Consider the following 23,877-nt stretch of genomic DNA (forward strand, 5'->3'; position numbering starts at 1 on the left):
ATCCGCAGGCAATGGACGTTTTATGAATTAAACCGATGTATTAAGACTGGACCGCAAAATCCAGGCGTTTTAAGGGTCCCACGATAAAGAGATAAGAGACTGCCCCAACGATACCCATCATCCCGACATACAGGATGGCCAGATTAAAAGAACCGGTGCGGGAGAGAATAAAACCGATGCACAGGGGAGTGATAATACTGGCGATATTGCCGAAAAAATTAAATACGCCGCCTGCGATACCCAGCACTTCTTTCGGCGAAGTATCACTGAGAATGCACCAGCCGATATTGCCGAAACCTTTGGAGAAAAAGGCGACGCTCATCACAATGACAATAGCCACATCGGACTGAACATAATTCGCCAGAATAATCGTACTCGATAAAATCATGCCGGCCATTATAGGAGTTTTTCTCGCCACGGTTAAGCTAAAACCTTTCCGTAATAAATAATCGGAAAACACGCCGCCCACCAATCCCCCGATAAAACCGGCTACAGCGGGAATCGATGCAACAACGCCCACTTTGAGTATCGACATTCCCCTGGCCTGATAAAGATAGGTGGGAAACCAGGTGAGAAAAAACCAGGTGATGGATGTCAAACAAAATTGCCCCACGTAAACACCGGCCATCATACGATTGCATACCAGGTATTTAAGCTGCTTGGTGGTAATGGATTTTTTTTTATCATCGGAGCTCAGATCGGGAATACCGCCGCCATCCTTGATGTAGTCATACTCGGCATGGTTCACCTGCTTATGATGACGGGGGTCGCGCACATACCACAGCCATAACCCTCCTAAAATAACACCCACGCCGCCGGCCCAGTGGAAAACAGAATGCCAGCTCCATTGTTGCAGGATAAATGTCATAATGGGGGTAAATATACCGAGTGCAATATACTGCGCCGCCGAATAGACCGCCGTGACAAAACCGCGCTCCTTATTCGGGAACCACTGCACGCTGAGCCGGCTGTTGGCGGGAAACGCCGGCGCTTCTACCATGCCCATTAAAAAACGCAGCCCAAACAGGATAAGAAATGCGTGCGAAAAGAGATGCACGTAGCCTTGTAAAAAGGTTAATAAAGACCAGACAATGAGACCAACCCCATAAACTAGCCGGGATCCATATTTATCCAGCAACCAGCCTCCCGGTAATTGCATGGCAACATAGGCCCAACCGAACGCGGAGAATGCCCATCCCATCGTGACGGCGTCGAATCCGAGTTCCTTGCTCATAAAAGGTGCGGCAATAGAGAGGGTGGCCCGGTCTACGTAATTGAATACCGTGGCCAGAAAGATGAATAATAAAATTATAAATCGTATATTTGTTCGTTTTACCTGAGCGGGTTGTATTGCAGCGGTCATAGTCGGTCCTCGGCGCGGGTACAGTACATATCCATTGAATCCAATGAGTTTTCATGAATATATTTTTATATTTCATCACCTTAAGAGTGATGTTTATAATTAAGTGCAAGTAAGGATGTTCTAAAGAGTGAATAGAGGTCACAAATTTTCCGGCTATAGGTTATTGCCTTAAATCTGTTTTAATTCGCGACCTGGTGTTATCTTGGATGCGCTGACTCATGCTGTCTAATCCAATCAAGGCATAGATTAATACAGGAATTGCATAAATGTTTGAACTTGGACAATTGCGCTGTTTTCTGGCGGTGGCGACGGAGAGAAGTTTTTCCCGTGCCGCCGTGCGGCTGAATATGACTCAGCCTCCTCTTAGCCGGCAGATCCAGTTGCTTGAGCATCAGCTCGGTATACGCTTGTTTGATCGCACGACCCGATCGGTGGTGCTGACTGCGGCCGGAAGGGCGTTTTTTATCGAGGCGCAGGATCTCCTGGAGCGCGCCCATAGCGCCGCGTTCACCGCCCGCAAAGTGGCACAGGGCGATATAGGCACAGTGACCATCAGCTTTGTTTCCAGCGCCGTCTATGAGTTCCTGCCCAATGTGATCGCTGAAGGCAGGAAGAGCCATCCCCATATCAATATCGCGCTCAGGGAAATGACCACCGCTGAGCAGTTGGAGGCGCTGCGTTTGCACCGCACTGATATCGGTATTGTGCGTTCGCCGCTGGATCAGCAGGGATTCGGCTGTGAGTGCCTGGTGCGTGAAAAATTTGTTCTGGCGGTGCCTCGGGAACATTCTCTGGCCACGCAACGGCAAGTCACGCTGCGGGATTTAGATGATCAGCCCTTTATTATTTATGCTCTCTCCAGCTGGCAGCCTTTTCATGAATTGATGGCAGGTATGTTTCGCTCCGCCGAGGTGCGGCCAGAATTTGTGCAGCATATTGGTTCGACGCTGACTATCCTGGCATTGGTTAATACGGGCATGGGGCTGGCACTGGTGCCGGAGAGCGCCACCAAAATCCGTTTCGACAACACACGGTTCCGCGACATTGAGTTGCCGCCGGGCGTCCTGAGTCTGCTTTATTTGGTTTGGCGCGTGGATAATGATAATCCAGCGTTCCAGGTGATGTTAACGGCAATCCGGAAGTCGGTACATACACTTCCGGATCCCCCATTAGCTTATCCACTTTTATAGTTGTAGGCGAAGAGAGATCCGGTCGCTGCGAAGAATTTTCTGACCCAAGCATGCCGGAAGAAAGTCATATTCCCCAGTGGACGATATGCAATATTGGAAGGAGGCCGGGAGTTTAGTTTGTCAATATAGCGGCGGGTATCGTCAAAAAGATAAGAGGTGAGGGCATCACCTCTTATTCGCCTATCTCGCTATTCAGCTACAGAATAAATTACTTGAACAAGACCGCATTGCCGTACATTTTGTTTTTACCGCCGACGGCAGTGACTTCAAAGAATGAGGCACCTGCCTCTTCTGCTTTTTTCTCCAGTCCGGCAATCACCTCATCACGGGTTGTTTTCCCGCTGACAGAAACATGGCCGATAACAATATGTGTCTCAGCGCTTTGCACTTCGGTTGCCGCTAATGAACTGAACGATAGAGCAGAAATTATTAACATAGGGAGAGCGATTTTTCTGGTTATCTGCATGATGTTTAACTCCATTTCATGGTTATTTATTGATTGTTTCAATTTTTAAAATCCTGGGTGACATAGAATGTCTTAAATAGTCGGCGTAATACTTTTCACTGGTTCGACGCCCGTAATGCAAAGGCCCCCTCACCGACCAGCGCCAGAACGACCAGCATCACTGCCCACACTGCGGGATACTCCCAGCCACCGCCGGCATTGGCAAAGCTGAAACCGTTGGCACCGTGCACACTGACTATCGTGCCCAACAGCAAGGGCACGCCGATCAACCCCAGCCAGCGAGCATAGGTTCCTAATACCAGCGCCACGCCGAGGCCAAGCTCGATGGCCATGGTCAAATAAGCTAACCAGCCGGGAAGGCCAATGGACTGAAAGAAGGCCGAGGTGCCGGCCGGTGTGGATACCAGCAGTTTGGTGAGTCCATGGGAGAGAAATAGCGCGCCCAAGGTGATGCGCAATAGCGCGGCGCCATACGCGCTCAGTCGCAAAGAGAAGTCTGTGTTCATTGAGGTCTCCAGCCAATCGGGAATGTGGTTTTAGCTTATTGAGATCGACTAGAGAGATAAATATGGCTACAATTAATTATTTATTTCATAAAGTGTAATAATGGACACTATCGAAGCCATGCGCGTGTTTATTGCCGTCGCCGAGCACAGTGGTTTTAGCGCCGCCGCCGACGCGATGGATCTCTCTAGCGTGAGTGTCACGCGTCAAATCGTCGCCTTGGAGAAACGGCTGAACACCCGGTTACTCAATCGCACAACACGCAGAGTCAGCCTGACCAGCGCCGGCGCGGCTTACTATCAGCGCGTAGTACAGTTAGTGGCCGAGCTTGACGATATTGAGGCAGAAGTTAGCTCCCATACCCTGGTGCCTGCGGGATTATTGCGCGTTAACGCGCCGGTCGGTTTCGGCGTAGAATGCCTGGGTGCAGTATTGGCCGGTTACAATGCCCAGTATCCGCAGGTAAAGTTAGACTTGTCGCTGAGCGATCGCATGGTAGACATGGTTGAAGAAGGCTTCGACGTGTCTATCCGCATCACCAATCAGCCCGCGCCTAATCTAATCGCGCGTAAACTGACCGATTCCAGAGTATTGCTCTGTGCCTCGCCTGAATATCTCGCCCGTGCCGGCACGCCCTTAATACCTGCCGATCTGGCTGGACATGAATGCCTGGCTTACAGCTATGTGCTGGGCGGTGAGAACTGGAGCCTGCATGGTCCGTCCGGCAAGGTCATTGTGCGGGTAGATGGGGCTCTGCGCGCCAACAACGGCTATTTGTTGCGAGAGGCGGCGCTCGCTGGCATGGGTATCGTTCGTGAGCCGGAATTCGTGGTCGGTGAGGCGCTGGCCGAGGGGCGTTTGGTGCAGGTGCTGCCGGACTGGTCGCCGCCGCCGGTCGGCGTCTATGCGGTGTATACTAGTCGCAACCATTTGGCACCTAAAGTACGCAGTTTCATCGACTGGCTGGTCAATGCCTTTGCGCCTGGGACATCTGCCGTATTTCGATGACTACAACAACGCTGTAATAATAACATCGCGTTCTTGTTCATCGAACATATAGCCTTGGTGACACAAGGTAGTTCAAACCATCGATCAACGTTGCGGCGATATCCACGAGACCGGTAAGTGATATTGTTGCTAATCCCCTTTCGCTCCGCCTGATACCAATCCTCAGTGCTTGGTTGATGTCGGCAGAGCATGGATGTTGGTTTTGATCAGATTGCATTACAGGCCATGGCCTAATCCGTGATATCAGCCAGTGCCCACGCTGTTTTCCATACTTGTCACGCTGGCCAGTCTTTCACTGCGGATGATTTCATCGGCCACGCGCAAAGCTTGAGCAGCGATAGTCAGAGAGGGATTAACCGCTGCTGAGGTGGGCATGAAACTGGCATCTACGACGAACAGGTTGTCATGGTTCCAGGCGCGGCAAAAAGGATCTAGGGGTGAGAGCTTAGGATCCACTCCCATGCGTACGGTACCGCATTGATGAGAAGGTGTTCTTTTGTCGAAAGGTTTACTGAATACCAACGGGAAGCCGCAGGACTTTAGAGCCTTTTTCATCCGCTTAACCAACAACATATGTGACCGCCAGTTATTGCGTTTCCATTTGAGGATAATTTTATCCCCCTCAATCATTACGCGATTGTCACGTTCGGGAAGATCTTCGCTCATGGCATAAAAATCAATGCTATGTTTCGATAAATAGCGTAAGGCACATTTAGGAACTCTCTGTAGGCTACTTTTCAAGATATTTTCTGAAACCCGACCCAGTAACTGTATATTGCCCAGCGGGCAACTCAGCTCGGGATCTGACAGATAGAAATCATTTAATCCAAAAGTTTTTTGATAAAAAGAGTCGTTGTTGAACGTGGGACTGAAAGCAATCAACGCTGAAGCATTATGATTCATAAAATTGCGACCTACCATATCTGAGCTGTTTGCCAGTCCGGCAGGGTAGTGATCACTGGATGAACGCAACAGCAATACGGCTGAATGAATGGCGCCGGCTGAGAGTATCACCAATGGCGATTTTATTTTCTGATGAACACCTTGGCAGATAAATTCAACGTCTGTAATTTTACCCGTAGTCTGACAGGCGTTCAGCCTCACTACTTTACTTTCCGTTTGAATCTGGACATTGCCATATTTCAGCGCCTGGCTTAACGCTGCGGTCTCCGCATCCATTTTTCCCTCAAAGAAATGGGGATGTGCATCCCATGGGGTGTTGCGGGTTTTACGCCATTGATCGATATCAACGCCGAGAGGCAATGAATAGGGTTTTAATCCTAAGGCGATCAGTTTATCCCTTACTGAACGAATACAGGGTTCATCCGGTATCGGCGGGTAGGGGTAAGCCAAGGAATGGTGCGGTTCGCTTGGGTCCTCGGCAAAGTTGCCACGTACCTGATAAAGTTGTTCGGCTTTACTATACCAAGGCTCCAGAACGTTGTAGGCGAATGGCCAGGCGGGAGAAACACCATCAAGATGCTGCATTTCTTCAAAATCTTCTTTGCGATAACGTGCCAGTACTGCGCCATAGAATTTGGAATTGCCCCCTATATTATAATAATTACCCGGGCGAAAAGGTTTCATGTTTTGGTCAAACCATTCTTCATCAGGTTTAAAATAATTATGTTGGAAAATACTCACCTGATCGCTGTTATGGGGAGAGTCAATAATCTGTTTCCCCGCTTCCAGAATCAAGATACTGGCTCCAGTCGGAGCCAGTGCGGCAGCCATAGTGGCTCCGCCAATGCCTGAACCAATAATAAGAATATCAGGGGCAGGAATGTCAGAACGCATGTTCACTCCTTGATTGCAACGGTCACTGTTTTACCACTGCACGCGGCTTCATTCACCGCCAGTCCGATGGTCAAAGACCATTGACCATCTTCACTTGAAGCCGCGGGAGCCTGTCCATGCTGCACCGCGTCCTTGAACTGCCTGAAGGAATTCTCATAAAGGTTCTCATGGTGGATAGTGATCGGATTGCAGCCATCCTGATTAACAAGGTAGATCTCACCGCGAGGATTTTGCGTCATGATATCTTTAGCGATAATTGACCCTTCGGTACCGATAATGTCCAATCCGGTCTGTGCATATTTTGCGGTAAAAGAATCATAAAAATTAACCAGAATGCCGGACTTGAAGCGCATTATCCCCATCACACTCTCAGGAATATCGCCGTTGCTGAGTGTACCCGACTGAGCCATTGCAGAAACTGAAACCGGGTCATCATCAAGTATAAAACGCAGGGTATCAGCATCATGGACGGTAATATCCAAAATCACACCTCCGCCATTTTCCTTATCATGGATTCTCCAGCCTCGCAAACTTTCAGGAAGATAAACTGCATGTCGTAGGCTGACGGTAAGAATCTGGCCAATGATCCCGCTTTTTATTATTTCGCGTATTTTTTTTATTGACGCGGCATTCCTGAGATGGTGATTCACAGCTAAAACCACATTTTGTTGCTGCGCTGCCATAAGCATTTGATAAGCATCGTCCGCTGTCAGCGCAATGGGCTTTTCACACATAACATGCTTATTGTATGCAATTGCAGATAACGCCTGGCTACAGTGAAGATGATTTTTGGTGGAAATATACACGGCGGTGACATCTGGATCGCGTAGTGCAACCAACAAATCATCAGTTGGGTTCGGGATATTATGTTCGGCAGCAAAAGCGCTGGCGCGAGCCAGGTCGCTACTGACAATATATTCCACACTATCCCCGACAGCGTTAATTGCGTCGTAAACCCATTCTCTTGCAATATTACTGCAACCGATTAGTGCCCATTTCATTATTTATCTCCCGCAGAGGGTTGGTATTGACGAGCTTTCGTTGTAAATATGCCAAACAGACAAATGCCCAAATAGCAGATTGCGGGGACAAAGAGTGATAGGGTTAAACTTGATATATCGGCGGTAAAGCCCGTAATCGGTGGAATAACCGCGCCACCGACGATGGCACAACATATCAACCCCGAACCTTCGGCCGCACGTTTGCCTAGACCTTCAGATGCAAGTGAAAATATGGTAGGGAACATTATAGAATTGAAGAAGCCAATTGCCAGTACTGACCAGCCGGCAGCGGCGCCGTGGCTGAGTGTGGCATAGGTAATCAGAAGAATAATGGCAATGGCTGCGCAGGATAACAATTTACCCGGTGCAACATAACGCATCATCATTGCGCCAATAAAGCGACCGACCATGGCGCCACCCCAATAAAATGCGACGTGTTTGCCGGCCACTTCAGCACTGAAGCCGAAAACAGATGATTGCATTAAAAAACTGACTAAGACACTGCCGATAGCTACTTCTGCGCCAACGTACAGAAAAAGGCAAATAAAACCAAAGAGATATCTTGGTCTTTTAAATAAATCAAACGCTGAAAAGGGATTAATGCTATGGCTGTATTGTATGGGGGGTATCGCTTTGCGAAAGCTCCATATGATCATTGCGATGGCGGTAAGTAAAATGGCAATTCCCAGGTAAGTGTTGCTAATAACGGTGGCTTCTTTTGCCAAAAAGGTTTTCAGGGCATCACCAGATAATGTGGAACTGTCCACCTGCGAAAGACTGCCCAGGATAAACAGTGAACCTACGTAAGGAGCGACGGTAGTACCCACAGAATTGAATGCATGGCCAAAGGTAATCCGGCTATGCGCACTATGCGTGCTCCCCAACATCGAGATGAGCGGATTGGCTACAACCTGTATAAAGGTAACCCCAACAGCTAATATAAAAAGCGCCGAAAGGAAAGCGTAAAATTGTGCTACATGGGTAGCGGGAATAAACAGCAGACAACCGGTGGCCATGGTGACTAAGCCCATAGTGGCCGCGCGCATATAGCCCATTTTGATTATCAGTAAGCCTGCGGGTATCGAGGCGATAAAGTAGGCGAAGAAGAACGAAGACTGCACCAGCATGGCTTCCGTATAACTTAAGCTGAAAAGGTGTTTCAATTTAGGTATCAAAACATCATTCAAGCTGGTAATGCTGCCAAAAATGAAAAACAAGAAGTAAACCATTATCTTGAGTTTTGAATAGTCTGGGCTATCAGTGCTCACTGGCTCAGTGGATATAATCGTAGAGCTACTCATCGGGCGTTATCCTTTTTTATGATCACGATCACATTTTTGATTTAAAAGTAATATTTTTGTTAAGGTTGATGGCATATTTTCAAAGTTTTCAATGGAGTAACAACAATTGAAAATTAACATTAACCTCGATATTCAATTGAGTTGAACATAACTCTGTTGATCAAGGATCGACGATTTAATCATTTCAGTTAAGTGCTATAATCTCCGTTTCTAGTACTATTATGGCGTTTATGAACCGAGGGGATTTATGAAACCACAATATGAAAAAGTTCAGATAGATATGAACTCATCATGGTCACTGTTTGACCGTATACTAGATAAGGGGATCCCTTTCCTCTGGCACCATCACCCTGAATATGAAATTACTCTGACGTTGAATAGCTATGGCAGAAAGTATCTTGGTAGTGAAATTCGAAGCTACAGTGATAATGATTTAGTGCTGCTTGGACCAAATGTTCCGCACTCCTGGCATTCTTATGGGAAAATAAATCCCTCAGAGCCACATCGTGCGGTGGTCATGTGGTTCAGCACTGAATGGATTGAGAAAATTATCACGACTTTTCCTGAGATGACCCCATTGAAGATTTTTCGAGATATTGGTCAGCAGTCTGTGATTTTTAGCCTTAATATCGCTACCTCTCTTCGTGAAGACATTATTTCCATGGCGTCAGACGAGGGGCCAGAGCGGTTAATTCGTTTTATCACCATTCTTTACAAAATGACCAAAGATTCAAAGATGGAGTTTATTAATGTTTCTGAAGCCAAACCGACGCTAAACAAAAACTTTAAGGATGAGAGGGTTAACCAGTTAATCGCTTATATCCATGATAACTATAGCGAAAGAATTAAAATCGACACGCTGGCTGAGATGGCCTGCGTCAGTATTTCTGCATTTCACCGAATGTTCAAGAAGCATACCAATAGAACGGCGACGGAGTATATTAATCAGTTACGTATCAATCATGCATGTAACCTACTAATAATCAGCAAGAAACCGATCTCGTTAATCGCAGAAGAAGTCGGGTACTCATCATTGGCACTATTTAATCGACATTTCAGAGAATACAAGCACACAACGCCCAGTGCCTGGCGGAAAGGATTCTATTTGCGTTTTTCGGATGAAAAGAGATTAGCTTAATTCGATTGAGCACCTCTTTGTATAAATATAAAGGTTAGAGAGTGAAATTTGTAAATGCGCATGGTGATCATTATCACTTAAGATAAAATTTTTTGAGTCATCGTGATTAATCGTAATCCATATTCTAAGCGCTTGCTTATTTATAACGGAAGAGGTTTATTAATCCAATTAATTTTATCTTAAATAAATTAAACTTTTTTGTAACATGATAAAAATATTAAGGTGATTGGTTTAGATGTATGTTTTTTTGTATTTTACAGAAATATTAAAATATCTTTTCAAAGTAAAAAATTAAATAACATTATGACTTATTTTTTTAATATCATCTTTATGATGTGAATTTTTTCGTTATTCAAACGCCTTTTTAATCGGAAAAAATAAACTCTCTAGTGTTTTTATCTTAAACATAAAGTTAGATAGAGTATAAAAAAAGGTTGATTTTTTTTGCTGTTGTCGATTCAATCTGAATTATGGCGATAAGTAAAGGGGATGTCTATGGGCAAAGTTTGTATTTATTTCGGTTCCAGCACCGGATTTACCGAAATGGCGGCTGAGAGAATTTTTGATTGTTTCCCAGAAGGATGCTGCGATATTTACAACGCTGTGGACGATACCGTGGATGTTGTTGAGGGCTATTCTCTGATCATCTTTGGTATATCCACCTGGGATTACGGTGGGGTACAGGAAGACTGGCAGGAACGCTGGGGCGAACTTGATAATCTGAAAATTGAGGGTAAGTATTTTGCCATTTTCGGTATGGGCGATCAGCTTGGCTATAGTGCTTGGTTCCAAGACGCAATGGGCGACCTGCATTCACGTCTACTTGCGCTAGGGGCTTTTCCTCTGGGATATTGGCCTACGGAGGGGTACCAGTTTTCACAGTCCCGTGCCTTGACAGATAATGCGACGTTTTTTGTCGGTCTGGCACTAGATGATGCCAATCAGGACAAAGAGACCGCTACGCGTATCCAGACTTGGCACAAGCAGTTGGTAAAAGATTATCAGGAAGCGTCAGGAGAAAGACTTTTCGACTGAATATCTGCACCACAGGATTTGCGCACGATGAGCTCGGGTTTTAAAAGCTGCTTCACTACTGGCGCATCAGGATTTTTTACTCTTTCTAACAGTATCTGACTCGCCAGTTCACCGACCTTGTGGCTATGTAAGGCAACAGTAGTAAGAGGGGGATTGCAGAAACCAGCCATGGCAACACCGTCGCTGCCGACCACCGCGATGTCTCTGCCTGCAGTCAACCCCTGCTCACCGATCTCATTGAGCACGCCGATTGCGATCAAATCGTTATAACACACAACGGCCGTAGGCCGTTTTTTCAATGCCAGGAGTCTGCGTATAGCGACTTTACCGTCCTGCATACTGATTTTACTCGCAATAATCCAGGGAGAATGAATCCTGATATTATTCTCTCTCAGGCAGTCCTCATAGCCATCCTGCCTGACCACACTGACGCTGTTAGTCCTATTACGGCCGATAAACGCAATATCAGTATGCCCTAGATTGACAAGATGCTGGGTAGCAAGCTTGATTCCTTGATAATTGTCACAGCCAATAAAATCAGATTCTTCATCATTCAAGGAACGCATAACGGTTACGAAAGGCATGCCCCATTTTTTTAGCGTTATAGCGAGTTCAGGCGGGGTATAAAGCGCTGGGCAAAGAATCAGGCCGGCCGCTTTCTGTTCCCGCATTGATGACAGAACCTGCGCCTGCAGTTTAATGTCCTCTCCTGTGTGAGAGAGCAGGGTAATAAAACCGGATTCTAATAACTTTCTTTCTGCGCCGATTAGCAGTTCAACAAAGAAAGAATTCGTCAGGTCATTCACTACCATAGCGACAACGTTACTCGTGCCCTGGCGCAGGCTAGCGGCGCTACGGTTATAGACATAGCCGAGCTTTTCAGCCGCGTTTTTTACTTTTTCTGCCGTCAGCGGCTTTACCAACGGGCTATTGTTCAATACAAGAGAAACCGTAGATTTCGACACGCCTGCAGCGCGAGCAATATCCATGATCGTCGCTTTTCCATCTTGTGCTGAAAGAACCACATTTTTCCCCAACAGTGCAAAGTTGTCGTAAGAGTAAACCGCTAAAGAAGCAAAATCTACTACCTCGCTTGAGGTTAAGCCGCTTGCTATCAGTCTTCTACGTCTTACATTGAGCTTTGCGACACTGATCAAATTTTCAAATATAAGTGTTTAACATGATTGACACGGAAATCTTACAGTATTAGTCTTTTGGAACGTTCCAAAAAAAACTAGAACGATTCGATTTTGATTTTTTTGACCCCGTTAAGGCAAATTTTTTACAACGAGCTGGCTCTGATTACCAGCAATCCTCACCATAATTATATGAATCGGATTGAGATGTTAGGGCCTGAAATCGGTTTTTACTTTTGATTTATAAGTTTATTTTTAAAAATTAATGTTTAGTCCTACTGGGCTTTATCAAAACCACAGAATTGTATGACGGGCAAAGCAGGGTTCAGATTTTCTGTTTTGCGGTTCCTAAGATCTTTAATACGTGAAGGCCATGAAAAAACTCATTACAGCGCAAAAAGCAGCAGCCTTAATTCCTGATAACGCTTATATAACCGTTAGCTCAGCCAGTGGTTTAAACTGCCCGGATGCTGTGTTAGGAGCCCTGGGTAAGCGTTATGAAGTGGAAGGCCAGCCGGTAAATCTAACGATGATTCATCCTATCGCCGCCGGCGATATGTATGGTATCCCAGGCATTGAGCATCTGGCCAAGCCAGGTCTGATTAAAAAAGTGATCGCGGGTTCTCTTCCCAGTGGCCCCTCATCCCTACCCATGCCTAACATTTGGCGGATGATAGTGGAAAATGAGATCGCAGGTTACAACGTGCCAAGCGGGGTATTATTTGATCTGCACAAAGACGCAGCGGCAAAAAGACCCGGTGTGCTAACTAAGGTGGGCCTTGATACCTTTGTCGACCCTGATCGGCAAGGCTGCGCCATGAATGCCCTGGCCGAAGCCGAGCCGCTGGTCTCAAAAATTGAGTTCGCCAATGAAACATGGCTTCATTTCCATCCTCTAGTCCCAAATGTGGCAATCATCCGGGCCACCACGTCGGATGAACGAGGAAATCTCTCCTTTGAGCATGAAGGTGGTGTATTGGGGGCCGTCGATCAGGCTTTAGCCGTGCGCAACAACGGCGGTATTGTTATCGCCCAGGTTAAACGCCTGACTAAAGCAGGTACGCTCAAGCCCCATCATGTTCACGTTCCCTGTAACCTGGTCGATTATGTCGTGGTAGCCCCGGATCAGATGCAGACCACGATGGTGCAGTATGATCCGGCTATAAGCGGCGAAATTTTTCATCCAGAAAGTGCTTTCGAGATCGCGCCGTGGGGGACGGAAAAAGTAATTGCACGCCGTGCAGCCATGCAACTACAGAAAGGCATGACTGCCAATCTTGGCTTTGGTATCTCTGCAAATATTCCGCGTATTCTCCTTGAAGAAGGTATGAACGGGGACGTTACCTGGGTGATCGAGCAGGGTGCAGTAGGCGGTATGCCTCTGCTGGGGTTTGCATTTGGTTGCGCCGCGAATGCTGATGCAATAGTGCCGGCCTCCACACAGTTTACCTATTTCCAAGGCGGCGGATTTGATATTGCGCTGCTTTCATTCCTGCAAATCGATCAATACGGCAATGTTAACGTCTCTAAACTGCCTGGCAAACCCTATCTAACCGCTGGTTGTGGTGGTTTTGTGGATATAACAACGCATGCCAAAAAATTAGTGTTCTCAGGCTACTTTAAGGCGGGAGCAAAACAGCGTATTGACGATGGCCAACTGATCATTGAGCTGGAAGGAAAAACGCGCAAATTCATCAATGATGTTGATCACGTTACTTTCAGCGGCCGCATGGCAATTGAGCGCGGTCAGGATGTGACCTATGTGACGGAACGGTGTGTGATGAAGCTGACTTCCGACGGTCTTATGGTAACAGAAATAGCACCGGGTATGGATCTGGATAACGACATCCTTTCTCAGGCCGATTTTCCTCTCCTGGTCTCTGAAAATATAAAGGAAATGGACAACCGCATTTTTGTTGAATGTCCTATGGATCTGACACTATCGGAGGTCAATCATGGCCGATAACCACGGCAGCGTGTTGCTGGAAATACAAGATAATATAGCCATTGTCACCCTTTGCCGCCCGGAAAAATTGAATGCGCTGACCCCCTTTATGCTCGGGGAGTTAAACCGAGTTGCTGATGAAATTGAGGATACCCCATCATTGCGTGTTGCCATCCTGACGGCATCGGGCAATCGGGCTTTCTGCGTGGGGGCGGACATCGGTATCTGGTCTTCTCTGGCCCCTTTGGATATGTGGCGAAAATGGGTCCGAAAGGGGCACCGGGTTTTTGATCGCTGGGCAGCGTTACGTATCCCCGTCATTGCAGCAATTAACGGTCATGCTTTTGGCGGTGGTCTGGAGTTGCTGGCCACCAGCGATATCCGTGTTTGCGATTCTACCGCAACCTTTGCCCTACCTGAAGCGGGTATCGCTACCTGTCCTGGATGGTCCGGCACTCAACGTTTGGTGCAGCTTATCGGTCCCGGCCAGGTTAAGTACCTTGCCCTGACCGGCATTCGGATGGATGCACAACGTGCCTTGGATATCGGCCTGGTACAGGAAATTTGCGCGCAAGGGGACGTGCTGAACAGTGCCTTGGCTTTGGCAGAGAAAATCAGCACTCAGGCCCCTGTAGCGGTCCAACTCACCCGCCAGATTATTGATGCCGGGCTGGGTAACGATACCGCAATGACGCTCGAAGCATTGGCCGGCGCCTTGTCCGCAACGACAAGGGATGCAAAAGAAGGAATGGCCAGTTTCTCAGAAAGACGCAAAGCACTTTACCAGGGAGAATAAAATGAATTTTCTGAAAGCCGATGAGACCATCCTGGCTAATTATAAGCCTTACAATGGGTTGATGCTGATCAACGGGGAGTTTTGCGACTCTGTTTCCCGGGCGCGCGTTGACCGTATCGGTCCTGCCCATGGCATTGTGGTGGGGAATTACCCTGACGGAAGCCGTGAAGATGTCGACCTGGCGATTTCCTCAGCTCGACGTGCTTTCGATAAAGGAGATTGGTCATCGCTTTCTGGTAAAGAACGCGCCGACATTTTGCTTAAGGTCGCCGATGGCATCGCCGCCCGGGTCGAAGAAATGGCCATGATCGAATGTCTGGAAACAGGCAAGCCGTTGACCCAGGCACGAGGGGAAGTCAGCGGGTGTGTTGACCTATGGCGTTATGCCGCCTCGTTAGCTCGAACTTTACACGGCGAAAGCTATAACTCGCTGGGTGATGCTACGTTGGGGGTGGTTATCCGCCAGCCTGTGGGTGTGGTGTCGATGATCACACCCTGGAACTTCCCGATATGGATTTTGAGCCAAAAATTGCCTTTTGCCCTTGCCGCGGGTTGTACCGCGATTATTAAACCCAGTGAATTTACAAATGGCACAACGCTGATGCTGGGTGAGATCATGCAGCAGGCCGGATTGCCGCGTGGGGTTGTGAACATTGTGACGGGGCTGGGGGATAAAGTCGGTGGCCCGATGGTTACGCATGAACATGTCGATATGATTTCATTTACAGGCTCCACACGTGTAGGGCGCCATATTGCGGCAGAAGCTGGTCGACAGCTGAAAAAAGTATCTCTCGAACTCGGCGGCAAGAATCCGCAAATCATCTTCCCTGATTGTGACTGGGAGGCGGCTGTGGATGCGGTGGTTTTTGGTGTCTATTTTAATGCTGGTGAGTGTTGTAATAGTGGCAGCCGTATTCTGGTGCATAAAGAGATTGCCGATACATTTGTCAGGGCGGTCGTGGAAAAGGCCAGACAGGTACCTGTTGGTGACCCGCTGCATCCTGAAGTAAAAGTTGGCGCCATAATCAATAACAATCAGTTAAACACCATTGAGCAAGCCATCAAGACCGCCAGAGAAAAGGGCGCCGAAGTTCTGCTTGGAGGTAAGCGCATCACGACGGATAAAGGTATTTTCCTTGAACCGACCATCGTCAGCAAAGTAAAACCTGATATGGATATTGCCCGTGAAGAGGTGTTCGGTCCTGTGCTGTCAGTGCTGACATTCGATGATAAGGATCAGGCGATTAGCATTGCCAATGACACCTGCTATGGTCTTTCCGCCGCCGTCTGGAGTAAAGATATTGATATTTGCCTTGAAGCTGCACGAAAAATTCATGCAGGCACGGTGTGGGTAAATACCTTCCTTGACGGTTTTGCTGAATTACCTTTCGGCGGTTTTAAACAGTCGGGCCTGGGCCGGGAATTAGGTAAACATGCTGTTGAAGACTATACCGAACAAAAAACAATACAGCTGCATAGCGGGTCTAGAACCAACTGGTGGTTAAAAAACGGCAAGTAATAGCCAGGCGCTATTTCGAATAATAAAGATTTGCCGAATATTTGGCTGCCAGCGTCCTGGTAGCTACATACCGATTATATGAGGTTAAAAGTGAAATACGATTATATCATCATCGGGGGCGGCTCTGCGGGTTGTGTGCTGGCGAATCGCCTTAGCGAAGACACCAATAATAAAGTTCTTTTAATCGAAGCTGGCGGAGGGGATAAGAATCCATTGTTTAGTATGCCTGCCGGATTCGCCAAAATGACCAAAGGGCTGGGCAGTTGGGGGTGGCATACTGTTCCTCAAAAACACCTGAATAATCGTGTTTTGCGTTTTACCCAGGCTAAGGTCATCGGTGGCGGTTCCTCTATTAATGCGCAGGTTTATACGAGAGGCTCTCGTTATGACTATGACGAGTGGGAAGAAACCTATGGTGTAAAAGGATGGGCTTATAAGGATGTTTTGCCCTATTTTAAAAAAGCGGAAAAAAATCAGCGATTTGTCAATGAATATCATGATTATAAAGGGCCACTTGGTGTTTCTAATCCTATTAGCCCATTACCGATATGTGAAGCTTTTTTTCAGGCGGGCCAGGAGCTATCAATACCTTTCAATCCTGATTTTAATGGCGAGAAGCAAGACGGCCTTGGTTATTACCAGTTAACCCAGCTCAATGCCAGGCGTTCCTCAACGTCAGTAGCTTATTTACGTCCTGCCCAGTCAAGACCAAATCTTACCGTTATGCTCAATACGTTAACGCTTCGAATTATTGTTGAAGACAATAGGGCCACTGGCGTGGAAATTGCGGCCAAATCCGGTAGTTCAAAACAGGTAGTCAGGGCCGAACGGGAAGTTATTCTTTCTGCCGGTGCGTTCGGCTCACCAAAAATGTTAATGCTGTCTGGTATCGGTCCTGCTGGCCATCTTGAACAATTGGGAATAAACGTCATTCTTAATCTTGAAGGTGTGGGCAATAATTTACAGGATCACCTTGATCTTTTCGCTATTGCTGAATGTACCGGCGATCACACCTACGACCCCTACCTCAAGCCGCATTATGCTGCCTGGGCCGGTCTGCAATATTTACTATTGAAAAAAGGGCCCGTTGCTTCAAGCTTGTTTGAAACTGGTGGGTTCTGGTACTTGGATAAAAACGCGCGCTCGCCCGATGTTCAGTTTCACCTCGGCTTGGGATCGGGCATAGAGGCCGGTGTGGAACAGATGAAAAACTCTGGCGTCACCCTTAATTCAGCCTTTCTCAGGCCTCGTTCGCGTGGAACGTTGCGGCTTGCGGACAGTGATCCACTGACGGCACCACTTATTGACCCGAACTACTGGGCGGATCCTTATGACCGGGAGATGTCCATTCGCGGTCTGAATCAGGTCAGAGAGATCCTTTCCCAGGATGCCCTTAAACCCTTTATAAAGGCTATTCACTTGCCTGGACCTCAGGTCAAAACTGAGCAGGAATTGTTTGCATATGCCTGTGCGAACGCCAAAACAGATCATCATCCGGTGGGGACCTGCCGTATGGGGATTAACGGCGATAGTCAGGCAGTGGTTGATGAAAATCTAAAAGTATTTGGTATCGATAGACTGAGAATTACTGACTCATCGGTCATTCCCCGCGTACCGAGCAGCAATACCAACGCGCCGACCATCATGCTTGCTGAGAAAGCAGCGGATCTCATACTTGGAGGCCGATAGCGGTTCAATTCACCATACCAATTGCCATTCCGATATTTGAGTTCTACTTCATCGTCATTATTTATTTACGGCATGCAAGGCATATGTGCTTATTTTGGCCACCCGTAATATGTTTTATCAGGAATAAACATGAGTATTGTCAGTCAGCAAATTCTTAACAACCTGACACAGGTCGATTTCCCGAAAGGGTTCAATAAGGTCAGGGAAGATGAAGTCCTAAATATTGAGGGAATGAATATACCTCTTTACCGTTATGACGCAGTTGTTGTCGGAACCGGAGCAGCCGGATTACGTGCCGCCGTAGAGCTGAAACGAAAAAATATTAATGTGCTGCTGGCTACCTCTGGCCTGTATATGGGGACATCCGCGTGCTCAGGCTCGGATAAACAAACATTGTTTACTGCGGCAACAGCGAAGAATGGCGATAACTTCCATCATCTCGCAGATGCTCTCAGCTCGGGGGGCGGTATGGATAAAGATATCGCCTACGTGGAGGCAGTAGGGTCCATTCATACTCTTGCGGGACTACAATTCCTGGGGCTCGAAATTCCGGAAGACCGCTATGGTTCGATTCTGCGTTACCAGACGGATCATGATGAAGCAGGTAGAGCAACAAGTTGCGGTCCGCGAACTTCCCGTCTTATGGTAAAGGTCTTACTTGAAGAGACTAAGCGGTTAGGTATCCCTTTACTAACTGGTGCTACGGCCTTGCAATTGCTGAAGAAAAAAAAAGCCAATGGAGATGAAAACTGTACCGGTTTATTGATCAGCACCAGCAGTGCCGCTCACAATGCGTATCGATTGGGAATTATCGACGCACCCTATGTGGTGTTAGCCACGGGCGGTCCGGGCGATATGTATCGTGATAGTGTTTATCCCAAAAAGTGTTATGGATCGCTCGGGTTGGCGCTCGAAGCTGGGCTTAAATTAACAAATATCATTGAAAGTCAATTTGGTATAGGAACCCCCCGGACAGCTTTTCCATGGAATCTTTCCGGAACTTATGTGCAAGTGATTCCTTATATCTATTCTGTAGACGATACAGGAAAAGAACATAATTTTTTGGCTGATTATTATCGGACAACCTGTGAGTTGGCATCAAATATATTTCGCAAAGGGTACCAGTGGCCATTCCATGCAACGCGTACATTGGATTATGGTTCAAGTTTGATCGACATGGCTATAGACGAACAAAAACGTAAAGGTCATCGTGTCTATATGGACTTTAACCGTAATCCGGTTCCTGTGCATGATGATTTGCCATTTTCACTTGAAAGATTGGACCCAGACGTACAGACCTATTTAAATAATAATGGCTGTAAAGATAGTCTCCCGTTCCAGCGGCTTAAACGTATGAACCCGCTGGCAATAGAACTTTATGCAATGCATGGCCATGACATTACTGCTGCTCCTCTTGAATTTTCTGTCAATAACCAACATATGAATGGCGGAATAGATGTGGATATCTGGGGTGAATCAAGCCTGCGCGGCTGCTTTGCTCTTGGAGAAGTGGCCGGTACTCATGGTGTCACCCGACCAGGTGGCGCAGCTTTAAATTCGGGCCAAGTATTTGGTGTCAGGGTAGCGCAAAAAATTGCACATGATGTGTCAACCAGTGTGAACGAGTCTGTTGATCTAATCCAAGCCGAAATTGCTATTAGTGATGTTAAAAGGTGGGCGGACAATTCACTCTCAGAATCTGCTGTACCTTTAGATGAACTACGCAAGATTATTCGTGACAGAATGACCGATAAGGCTGGTTTTGTCGTGTCAGCCCAGGAAACAGGTAATGAATGTTCTGCGGCATTGATGACCATGAAGCAGGTCATCGAAAATGGAATACACATAAACAGTTTGACTCAGTTGACTGAGGCTATTTTATGGCGTCATTTTGCCATCACATCTGCTGCCATTTTTTCTATGCTTGATGATTATATAAGTGCTGGCGGCGGAAGCCGAGGCGCACGCATTATCCTTGATCCAAAAGGTGACGGGGTTCCGAACGGCCGAGACGACCTCATTGAAAAATGGCGATTCCGGCAGGAAAACGAAAATGATAGACTTAAAAAATACCTTATCCGTTGGAATGGCGAAAGTTTTTATAATTTTAACCGACCAGTAAACCCACCGGTGGATCTCTCTAGAATATTTTTCGAGAAAAATTGGCCAGATTGGTTAATGGGCAATATTTACTAATATTTGTCTCTTTTCTTACAAATTATGCTTATTTGGGTAGAATCATGAAAATTTCTAATGCTTCAGAACTTCGGCAGTTTCTCGAATCACAACCCTTACTAAGATTTCACATTTACTTAACATTAATTTGTTTATTAATCCTGACATTAGATGGCTTCGATATGACCATCATGGGTTTTGTCGCATCCTCCATCATGGATGAATGGAAGGTGAACCATGAAGTTATGGGTATTGTAATGAGTTCTGGTTTGATCGGTTTGGCTTGCGGGGTTCTGATTGGAGGTACTGTAGCAGACCGTTTTGGACGAAAAAAAGTCATCTTTTGCGCCGTATTATTTTTTGGACTGCTATCTATTTTATCGGCTTATTCACCAAATGTAGATATACTTATTATTTTGCGGTTCTTTACCGGTTTGGGGCTCGGCGCAGCTCAGCCCAATATTGCTACGCTGATAGCTGAGTATGCCCCTGTAAAATATAAATCCACAATGATATGTGTAATATATTGCGGTATAACATTAGGCAGCGCTTTGGTGGGACTTATAGCAAAAATCGTTGTGCCAATTTTCGGCTGGCAAGGTGTTTTTATAACGGGCGGGATACTTCCAATTGTCTCATTGATACTAATAATCTTCTTTCTTCCAGAGTCTATACAATATCTTTTGGAAAAAAATAAAAAAAGAGATTATGTGCAATCTATTGTGAATAAATTAACTAAAAATCATAGCGAAAATATAGAGCTGATTCATTTTAAAGAAAATATAACTCATGTGAATTTATCTCCCCGGAAATTCACTCTTATTGAGATTTTAAAGAGGCCATATTTATATTGTACACTTAGCCTATGGCTTGGTTTGTTTATGAACCTGATGTGCGTTAATTTCTTAAGCAACTGGATGCCTGTATTAATTAGAGAAAGTGGTTTTACCCTTTCAGATGCGGCTTTAATTGGTGCTATAGCACAAATTGGCGGCACTTTAGGTAATATTTCAATTGGCTGGCTGATGGATAAACAAGGTTACCACCGGACGATGTATTTCGGCTTGCTTGGGGCAGTTGTCTTTTCTCTGTTGTTAACGCAATTTCATTATAATCTCATGATAATCGGTTTCTTAGCCTTCTTTCTGGGCGTTACGGTAAATTCTGTTAATACTGGCTGGACGTCATTATCTTCTAGTTATTATCCAACATTAATAAGAGCAACAGGAACCAGTACAATGACGGCTATTGGCAGAACAGGAGCCATCTTTGGTGCCTACATTGGCGGGTTGATTCTAGCAACGGGCATTCAGGCTATTTCTATGTTCTACTTCCTCGCCATCCCGCTTTTTATGTGCTCCCTTGCTGTGCTCATAAATAAAAAAATGATTGGTATTAATACCAGTAGTGCCAACGTTGAGAAGGATTATCAAATATAATACTACACCGCATGAAATTCATTAAACACATGGTGTAAGAGGAATGCTTGCTGTGGCGAGTATGTTTAACCCCTCTAGTGATTAGCTAGGGAAGATATTGTTTCGCTAAAAAAATGGGAATTGTGAGGTAGCGCTTGTTTTAAAGATGAACAGGCCACATTTGATCGAAATGGTTGATTAAAATCAATTTATATTTCGTTCGGAGGTGTTTTAATCTTCATATGGAACATGTCGGTCCTTGAAGTGATTTTCGGCATGCAGCGCTGCCTAAACCCAGACATAGGGAACCTTCCTTAGCCTATTTAGCCTATATAGTTGGATGTTCTGGGGTTTAGCTGAAAACATGGTGCCAAATCATGGAAAATAAGCAAAAAATTATCCTGATTACTCATTTTTATTATTGTTTACTCATTGCTATAAAAATTGCCAAAAGGGATAAAATGCTCATGACTGATAATGCAATGAAACTATATATTCATCGCTGGCTAAAAAATGCTCAAGAAAAGAAAATTTTTCATAAAATTATCTATAATGAAATTTCTTGGTTACGCGCAGAACTGAACTGTGGCGATAGCTCATGCTTTGAAGAGAAAATAAAAACAATTTATACTCGCTGCCAACAAATAAGCGATGAGCATAACAAGGATTGAAGTTAGATCATTTTTTTCTGAATTTTTTATGTCGATTAGCTAGGTAAAAATCAATATCTATTTAAGTGGTTTTAGTTATAAAACTTTATTAATGGGACGAACCAGCTGGGAATTTCGCTGCGGCTAGGCTCAAGAATTGAGCTGAACTCGGTGGCGCAGGGGAGAATCGTGCTGGCTTTTGGGCCGTCCTCGCTGGCCGAACGTTATCTTTCCATGCCGCTTCCTTTCCAGACTTCCCGCACGATTACGTCGCCGGATAAATTGCGCGAAGAGTTGGCGTTGATTCGCAAACGGGGCTAGGCTGATGCGCCGGAAGAACTGTACGTGGGAATCAATGCTTTTCGGCGCCCCTTTTTCCAGGCTAGCGGCCACCTGTTCGGCATTATTGCCATCATTGGCTCAATCCATTATTTACCGAAATAGCATAGCGACAAAAATATCGCTGCCTTACTCAATGCCGCGCGTGAAATTTCCCGCATCATGGGCTACAAATGGGAATTCAATTTTTGAATAAGGTTTCCGAGCACGTATTGAAGACCCATAGGCCTATGCTCATTGACCGACTCGTGACGTTTTAATCAACGCCAGGAAAGCGCGTAAAATAGGAGAATTATCTTCCCGGCGATAGAGGCAGCTCAGCTCAATATCTTTTAAATGTGCTGATTTCAATGGCCGGTACACTACGCCGGGCAAACGCAAATTACTGGCAGAAGCCGTTGTCACGCAGATACCAAAGCGGCTGGCCACCAGCGCGATGCAGGTCACCACGTCCTCCACTTTTTGCTCGATACGCAACGCTGCTTTTTCGGCCCGGAATGCGTCCGCGATCACGTCGATCAAACCGGCGACCGGCGCATCGGGATAGAGAATCATCGGTTCATTGTCCAAGTCGCGCAGTGTGAGCACCTTCTTTTTGCACAGGGGATGCTCTTCATAGAGCGCGACCAAATAAGGCTCCCGCTGTACCCAGTCCACTGCGATATCTTCGTCATAAGGCACTAACCGATTAAAGCCGATGGTAATGCGCCGTTCATGCAATGCGGCGATTTGCTCGGTTTTCGACATGCTGTACAAACCGATCTTCACTTCCGGGCGCAACGCATGGAAATCAGCCAGTAACCGCGGGATGATGTTCAGCACCCCGGAGGTAAAAATGCCGACATCGAGCCTGCCGATATACCCGCTGCCGGCAAGCTGTGCCTGTTGTTCCGCGCGCTTGGACAGGGCGAGAATATTCGGCACTTCCGCCAGCAGAGCTTGTCCAGCTTCGGTTAATTCAACCCCTTTATTGGTACGGATGAATAATGGCGTGCCTAATTCTTCTTCCAGCGTATGGATTTGCCGCGTCAAGGGCGGCTGGGTGATATGCAAACGTTCAGCCGCGCGACCGAAATTATTTTCCTGCGCCAGGGCAAGAAAGTAACGCATCTGTTTAATTTCCATATCTTTTCCTTTTCATCCACACATTCCGGCCTTCTATTAAGCTCATGGCATAACCCATGACAGGCCTTGAGATAGAAATGTTAACTGCTTCACAATTTTGTCGACCTGATTTCCAGCCTCAATCGGATAAAAATGTGACATAGCACCGGCATATTTTATTGTCTGTCGGACTGTACAGCATTCCTCGATCAGGTCTCACGCAGCGAAATTTTTATTACCCATCCGTATCGACTTGGACGTTCATAACGTTAACATTTTGTTAGAAAAACCATAATTTACCGG

At 46.3% G+C, this 23,877-nt stretch carries 20 protein-coding genes; 12 read left to right on the top strand and 8 right to left on the bottom strand.

Features of this window, described 5'->3' with window-relative positions:
* Positions 1-40: 40 nt before the first annotated feature.
* Positions 41-1,363 carry an MFS transporter gene (locus ACL2XF_RS06310; protein ID WP_132921065.1) on the bottom strand — a complete coding sequence of 441 codons (1,323 nt, stop codon included), beginning with the start codon at positions 1,361-1,363 and terminating at the stop codon, positions 41-43.
* Between the two features lie 266 nt (positions 1,364-1,629).
* Between ACL2XF_RS06310 and ACL2XF_RS06315 the strand changes: the two genes are divergently transcribed.
* Positions 1,630-2,553, top strand: coding sequence for a LysR family transcriptional regulator (locus tag ACL2XF_RS06315; RefSeq protein ID WP_413728244.1), 924 nt, complete (start codon positions 1,630-1,632; stop codon positions 2,551-2,553).
* 208 nt (positions 2,554-2,761) lie between these two features.
* Here ACL2XF_RS06315 and ACL2XF_RS06320 read toward each other — a convergent pair whose 3' ends face one another.
* Positions 2,762-3,061, bottom strand: a complete 300-nt coding sequence (locus ACL2XF_RS06320) for a YdgH/BhsA/McbA-like domain containing protein (protein ID WP_413728245.1) — start codon at positions 3,059-3,061, stop codon at positions 2,762-2,764.
* Between the two features lie 53 nt (positions 3,062-3,114).
* Positions 3,115-3,525 (bottom strand): DoxX family protein, encoded by a 411-nt coding sequence (locus tag ACL2XF_RS06325; protein WP_413728246.1) that lies wholly within the window; start codon positions 3,523-3,525, stop codon positions 3,115-3,117.
* Positions 3,526-3,625: 100 nt separating this feature from the next.
* Between ACL2XF_RS06325 and ACL2XF_RS06330 the strand changes: the two genes are divergently transcribed.
* Complete coding sequence (locus ACL2XF_RS06330; protein WP_413728247.1) at positions 3,626-4,531, top strand: LysR family transcriptional regulator; 906 nt, start codon at positions 3,626-3,628, stop codon at positions 4,529-4,531.
* A 243-nt stretch (positions 4,532-4,774) separates the two neighbouring features.
* On the opposite strand, the gene ACL2XF_RS06335 is transcribed toward ACL2XF_RS06330, so the two are convergent.
* The 3 genes from ACL2XF_RS06335 to ACL2XF_RS06345 are packed head-to-tail and all read right to left on the bottom strand — an operon-like array spanning position 4,775 to position 8,630.
* Entirely contained in the window at positions 4,775-6,328 is a 1,554-nt protein-coding gene (locus tag ACL2XF_RS06335; RefSeq protein ID WP_413728248.1) for a GMC oxidoreductase, read from the bottom strand.
* A gap of 2 nt (positions 6,329-6,330) precedes the next feature.
* Entirely contained in the window at positions 6,331-7,329 is a 999-nt protein-coding gene (locus tag ACL2XF_RS06340; protein WP_413728249.1) for a Gfo/Idh/MocA family protein, read from the bottom strand.
* Positions 7,329-8,630 (bottom strand): sugar MFS transporter, encoded by a 1,302-nt coding sequence (locus tag ACL2XF_RS06345; protein ID WP_132921081.1) that lies wholly within the window; start codon positions 8,628-8,630, stop codon positions 7,329-7,331. Before ACL2XF_RS06345 ends, ACL2XF_RS06340 begins: the two co-directional genes overlap by 1 nt.
* Before the next feature lie 247 nt (positions 8,631-8,877).
* Here ACL2XF_RS06345 and ACL2XF_RS06350 point away from each other — a divergent pair, with 247 nt between their 5' ends.
* Together ACL2XF_RS06350 and ACL2XF_RS06355 are read left to right on the top strand one after the other, a co-directional pair.
* Complete coding sequence (locus tag ACL2XF_RS06350; protein ID WP_132921082.1) at positions 8,878-9,768, top strand: helix-turn-helix domain-containing protein; 891 nt, start codon at positions 8,878-8,880, stop codon at positions 9,766-9,768.
* A 495-nt stretch (positions 9,769-10,263) separates the two neighbouring features.
* Entirely contained in the window at positions 10,264-10,803 is a 540-nt protein-coding gene (locus ACL2XF_RS06355) for a flavodoxin (RefSeq protein WP_413728250.1), read from the top strand.
* Here the strand turns inward: ACL2XF_RS06355 and ACL2XF_RS06360 are convergent.
* Positions 10,770-11,960, bottom strand: a complete 1,191-nt coding sequence (locus ACL2XF_RS06360; RefSeq protein WP_243701378.1) for a LacI family DNA-binding transcriptional regulator — start codon at positions 11,958-11,960, stop codon at positions 10,770-10,772. The two genes, ACL2XF_RS06355 and ACL2XF_RS06360, sit on opposite strands and share 34 nt — an antisense overlap.
* Before the next feature lie 352 nt (positions 11,961-12,312).
* Here ACL2XF_RS06360 and ACL2XF_RS06365 point away from each other — a divergent pair, with 352 nt between their 5' ends.
* The 8 genes from ACL2XF_RS06365 to ACL2XF_RS06400 all read left to right on the top strand — a co-directional run bounded on the left by ACL2XF_RS06365 (position 12,313) and on the right by ACL2XF_RS06400 (position 22,452).
* Complete coding sequence (locus ACL2XF_RS06365; RefSeq protein WP_413728251.1) at positions 12,313-13,905, top strand: acyl CoA:acetate/3-ketoacid CoA transferase; 1,593 nt, start codon at positions 12,313-12,315, stop codon at positions 13,903-13,905.
* Entirely contained in the window at positions 13,895-14,680 is a 786-nt protein-coding gene (locus ACL2XF_RS06370) for an enoyl-CoA hydratase/isomerase family protein (protein WP_413728252.1), read from the top strand. The genes ACL2XF_RS06365 and ACL2XF_RS06370 overlap by 11 nt, the downstream gene beginning before the upstream one ends.
* Before the next feature lies 1 nt (position 14,681).
* On the top strand, positions 14,682-16,199 hold the full coding sequence (locus ACL2XF_RS06375; RefSeq protein ID WP_413728253.1) for an aldehyde dehydrogenase family protein: 1,518 nt from the start codon (positions 14,682-14,684) through the stop codon (positions 16,197-16,199).
* 90 nt (positions 16,200-16,289) lie between these two features.
* Positions 16,290-17,888 (top strand): GMC family oxidoreductase, encoded by a 1,599-nt coding sequence (locus ACL2XF_RS06380; RefSeq protein ID WP_413728254.1) that lies wholly within the window; start codon positions 16,290-16,292, stop codon positions 17,886-17,888.
* 129 nt (positions 17,889-18,017) lie between these two features.
* Positions 18,018-20,084, top strand: coding sequence for an FAD-binding protein (locus ACL2XF_RS06385; RefSeq protein ID WP_132921089.1), 2,067 nt, complete (start codon positions 18,018-18,020; stop codon positions 20,082-20,084).
* Positions 20,085-20,128: 44 nt separating this feature from the next.
* Positions 20,129-21,502 carry an MFS transporter gene (locus ACL2XF_RS06390; RefSeq protein ID WP_413728255.1) on the top strand — a complete coding sequence of 458 codons (1,374 nt, stop codon included), beginning with the start codon at positions 20,129-20,131 and terminating at the stop codon, positions 21,500-21,502.
* Positions 21,503-21,858: 356 nt separating this feature from the next.
* A complete protein-coding gene (locus ACL2XF_RS06395; protein WP_413728256.1) occupies positions 21,859-22,152 on the top strand; it encodes a hypothetical protein in 294 nt (97 codons plus the stop codon).
* A 117-nt stretch (positions 22,153-22,269) separates the two neighbouring features.
* A complete protein-coding gene (locus ACL2XF_RS06400; RefSeq protein WP_413728777.1) occupies positions 22,270-22,452 on the top strand; it encodes an IclR family transcriptional regulator C-terminal domain-containing protein in 183 nt (60 codons plus the stop codon).
* A 252-nt stretch (positions 22,453-22,704) separates the two neighbouring features.
* Here the strand turns inward: ACL2XF_RS06400 and ACL2XF_RS06405 are convergent, their stop codons facing one another.
* Complete coding sequence (locus ACL2XF_RS06405) at positions 22,705-23,595, bottom strand: LysR substrate-binding domain-containing protein (protein ID WP_413728257.1); 891 nt, start codon at positions 23,593-23,595, stop codon at positions 22,705-22,707.
* Between the last annotated feature and the right edge of the window lie 282 nt (positions 23,596-23,877).

This window comes from Sodalis sp. RH19 (genome assembly GCF_047324215.1).
GTDB lineage: Bacteria > Pseudomonadota > Gammaproteobacteria > Enterobacterales > Enterobacteriaceae > Acerihabitans.